The organism is Microbacterium sp. zg.Y909, from assembly GCF_024626565.1.
Window position 1 is genome coordinate 1 of the sequence record NZ_JANJFJ010000405.1, and the last position, 3,837, is coordinate 3,837.

Sequence of the window (3,837 nt, forward strand, 5' to 3'; positions counted from 1 at the left end):
CTTCGCCTCCGACTCCGACTTGTCGGGGCCGGGGGTGGACGGCACGTGGAAGAACGGCACGCCGAAGGAGCGCACGTCCTCGGCGGAGGTCGCGTGGTTGGACACGACCATCGGGATGGCGACGGGCAGGTCGCCACGGCGATGGCGCCAGAGCAGGTCGAGCAGGCAGTGGTCCTGCTTCGACGACAGGATCGCCATGCGCTTGGGCACCGACTGGTCGGTCAGCGACCATTGCAGGTCGAAGTCCGCGAGCGTCCGGGCGACCTCGTCCTCGATAACCGGTCGGTCCGCGGCGAAGCCGGGGCGGTGGAAGACGACCCGCTGGAAGTACGCGCCGCCTTCGGGGTTGTCGGAGTACTGATCGAACGCGACGATGTTGCCGCCGATGCGCGTGATCATCGCCGAGACGGCGGCCACGATGCCCGGCTGGTCCTTGCCGTGCACGATGAGGCATGCGTGGGCGGGCGGCAGGTTCGGGTCGTGCACGGTCATCCCTCGATTCTGCCGTGTCGGGGCGCATGCCACGTGCAGCGGCATCCGTTCATCTGTCGGTGCCGGCATCGGCGCCGGGTCTCCGGACGTGCTCGCCTGTCGCAAAGTGTCGCCTGGAAGCGACCGCAGCGACAATCTGCGACAGGTGAGCAGCCTGGATCAGGCGCTCGCCGAGGCGCGACGGGCGCCCTCGCCGAGGGACGCGAGCTTGGCCCACGCGATGTCGGGGTGGATGCGCCCGCCCAGACCGCAGTCGGTCGAGGCGATGACGCGGTCGGCGCCCACGATGTCGGCGAACCGGCCGATGCGCTGGGCGACGAGGTCCGGGTGCTCCACGACGTTCGTCGCGTGGCTGACGACGCCGGGGACGAGCACCAGGTCGTCAGGCACGGCGACCTCGCCCCACACGGTGTACTCGTGCTCGTGGCGGACGTTGCCGGCCTCGAACGAGATCGACCCCACGTTCGCGCCCAGCACGACCGGCAGGATGTGCCGCAGCTCGATGTCGGTCGTGTGCGGCCCGTGCCACGAGCCCCAGCACAGGTGCAGGCGCACCTGCTCCTTCGGGAGCCCCGCGATCGCGTGGTTGATCGCGTCGATGCGGATCTTCGTGAAGGCCTGGTAGTCGGCGATCGAGGGCTCGGGGTTGATCTGGTCGAAGTTCTCGGCCAGCGACGGGTCGTCCAGCTGCAGGATGAGGCCGGCATCCACAATCGCCCGGTACTCCTCGCGGAGGGCCTCGGCCCACGCCCAGATGTGCTCCTCCTCGGTGGCGTAGTAGTCGTTGCGCACCCGCGCCGCCGAGCCCGGAGCGATCGCGGTGAGGAAGCCCTGCTCGCCGTCGCGCAGCGACGCCTTCAGGTGGCGGATGTCGGATGCCACGGCTTCCTGGCCGCGGTACGTGATGGGACCGGTCGTCGTGGGGAAGCCGGTGGCGTTGCGCCCGACCTCGACGGCCTCGGCGTACACCGCCGGGAACAGCTGCCGGTCGCGGCGGTCGAGGAAGGACGTCAGCCGGATGTTCCCGGCCTCCGAGCGCACCGGCGGCTCGTTGAACGCGTTGACGTCGGTTAGCGACAGGCCGCCGGCGCGCTGGAACGAGTACGACCACCACGCCCCGTAGTCCACGGCGTTCGACATCGCCTTTCCGAACTCACCGTCTCCGACGAGCGTGATGCCGGCCTGGCGCTGCCGTTCGACCACGTCGGCGACGGCCTGCGCCGTCAGCTCCTCGAACTCGGGCGTGGTCTGCAGAGTGAAGCCGTCGTCAGCGAACGTGCGCGCGGCGTTGGCGTCGATGAGAGCCTGCGTGCGGGGCAGGCTGCCTGCGGTGGTGGTGCGGATCGCGGACATGAGTGTGCTCCTCCTGATGTCGGGATGCCGGGATGGTCACGGCGGCGGCACGGCTCTTGCAGACCCCGCGATGGGCGGCGCTGCTCAAGGCGGAGGCTTCCGGTTCTCGAGCCGCCCTCACTCTAGGACGGTGCTCCGCGCCCCGGCCGGAGTGTGACGGGTTGTGACGCGAACGGATGCCGGTCAGCGCCCGGGACCGGCCGGGGGAGCCGTCGAGCCCCGCACGACGAGGCGCGTGGGCAGCGTCACGTGCAGCTCATCGCGTGTCTCACCTGCGAGCAGGGCGGCGACGAACTCGGCCGCGACCGCCCCGAGGCGGCGCATGGGCTGGGCGACGGTGGTGAGCGCCGGGTGCACGCGGGAAGCCTCGGGCACGTCGTCGAAGCCGACAACGGAGAGATCCTGCGGAACGCGCAGGCCCAGCTCGCCGGCCACCTCGATCACCGCGAGCGCCGAGAGGTCGTTGGCGGCGAACACGGCAGTGGGGCGCTCCCGCTGCTGCAGCAGCGCCAGGGCCTGCTCGCGCACGATCTCGGGCTGGTAGAGCCCGACGCGTACGAGTGAGGGGTCGGCGGGGATGCCGGCTTCGCGCAGCCCGGCCCGGTAACCGGCGTCGCGCGCCTCTGAGGAGCGCAGGTCGGGCCGCCCCGCGATGAAGCCGATGCGGCGGTGGCCGAGCTGCACGAGGTACTGCATCGCGTGCAGTGCCCCGCCGTAGCTGTCCGACTCCACCGTCGGCAGGTCGGCGCGGCCGCTGTGGGGGTCGACGGCCACGATCGGGACCTCGCTCGTGACGCCGATGACCGTGGGGGTGACCATGATCGCAGCGTCGATGAGCGTTCCGCTCAGACGGCTGAGGGAACGCCGCTCCCAGCCGGCGCTGCCACCCTGACGCGAGCCGCTGTAGGCGAGCAGGTCGTAACGCGAGTCGCGCAGCGCCGCACCGACGCCCTTGAGCACCTCGGCGCTGAACGGCTCGAAGTCGGCCACCAGCACACCGATCACCCCGGTTCGGTGCGAGCGCATGCTGCTGGCCACGAGAGACGACTCGTAGCCGAGTCGCTCCACCACATCGAGAACGCGCGCGACGGTGTCTTCGGCGACGCCGTACCTGCCGTTGACGGCTTTGGACACGGTCGACACCGAGACGCCGGCTGCAGCGGCGACGTCGTGGATCGTTGCGCGACGGGACATCGCCCTGATACTACGCATGAAAAAGGATTTCGAAAACGTTTGACAGGGTTTCGAGGTGCGGCGAGACTTGCCAGCAACCCGGATCATGACGATGCGGGTTGCGCCCACTCAAAGAGGAGAATCACATGATTGCGAAGAGGACGCTCGCAGCCGCAGCAGCTGTCACAGCCGGTGTGCTCGCGTTGGCCGGCTGTTCCGGCGGCGGTGGCGGAGGTGCCGGCGAAGACGGCGACGTCGAGATGACGCTCTGGCACAACTCCACCACCGGCCCCGGCAAGGAGTTCTGGGACCAGACCGCCGCCGCCTTCTCGGAGGAGAACCCCGGCGTCACCATCAAGGTGCAGGTCGTGCAGAACGAAGAGCTCGACGGCAAGCTGCAGACCGCGCTGAACTCCGGCGACGCGCCGGACCTGTTCCTGCAGCGCGGTGGCGGCAAGCTCGCTGCCATGGTCGCTGCGGGCCAGATCAAGGACATCACCGACGCGATCTCCGACACCGCCGCCGAGGAGATCCCCGACACGACGCTCGACAACCTGCGTGTCGACGACAAGCTCTACGGCATGCCCATCGCCGTGCTTCCCGGCGGCATGTTCTACAGCCAGGACGTCTTCGACGCCGCGGGGATCACCGAGAACCCCACGACGATCGATGAGATGGTCACCGCGGTCGAGGCCCTCAAGGCCAGTGGCGTCGAGCCCATCGCGCTCGGTGGCAAGAACGCCTGGCCGGCCGCGCACTGGTACTACTTCTTCGCCCTGCGCGCCTGCAGCCCTGACACGATGGCCACCGCGGCCGAGG

At 69.7% G+C, this 3,837-nt stretch carries 3 protein-coding genes and 1 pseudogene; 1 reads left to right on the top strand and 3 read right to left on the bottom strand.

The genetic code is table 11. The features are described from left to right. The 3 genes and pseudogenes from NQ160_RS20185 to NQ160_RS20195 all read right to left on the bottom strand — a co-directional run. Positions 1-492, bottom strand: a pseudogene (locus tag NQ160_RS20185) (formyltetrahydrofolate deformylase); the annotation flags it as partial. A 159-nt stretch (positions 493-651) separates the two neighbouring features. Further along, positions 652-1,845: a cobalamin-independent methionine synthase II family protein gene (locus tag NQ160_RS20190; protein WP_257516892.1), complete on the bottom strand. Its 1,194-nt coding sequence runs from the start codon at positions 1,843-1,845 to the stop codon at positions 652-654. Between the two features lie 183 nt (positions 1,846-2,028). Continuing rightward, on the bottom strand, positions 2,029-3,039 hold the full coding sequence (locus tag NQ160_RS20195; protein WP_257516893.1) for a LacI family DNA-binding transcriptional regulator: 1,011 nt from the start codon (positions 3,037-3,039) through the stop codon (positions 2,029-2,031). A gap of 125 nt (positions 3,040-3,164) precedes the next feature. On the opposite strand from NQ160_RS20195, the gene NQ160_RS20200 reads away from it, so the two are divergent. Then, positions 3,165-3,837, top strand: a 673-nt coding sequence (locus NQ160_RS20200) for an ABC transporter substrate-binding protein (protein WP_257516894.1), incomplete at its 3' end; no start/stop codon positions are given.

Bases quoted from the DNA above. Each gene is read 5' to 3' on its own strand.
- NQ160_RS20190 (WP_257516892.1), bottom strand. From the start codon at position 1,845: ATGTCCGCGATCCGCACCACCACCGCAGGCAGCCTGCCCCGCACGCAG.
- NQ160_RS20195 (WP_257516893.1), bottom strand. From the start codon at position 3,039: ATGTCCCGTCGCGCAACGATCCACGACGTCGCCGCTGCAGCCGGCGTC.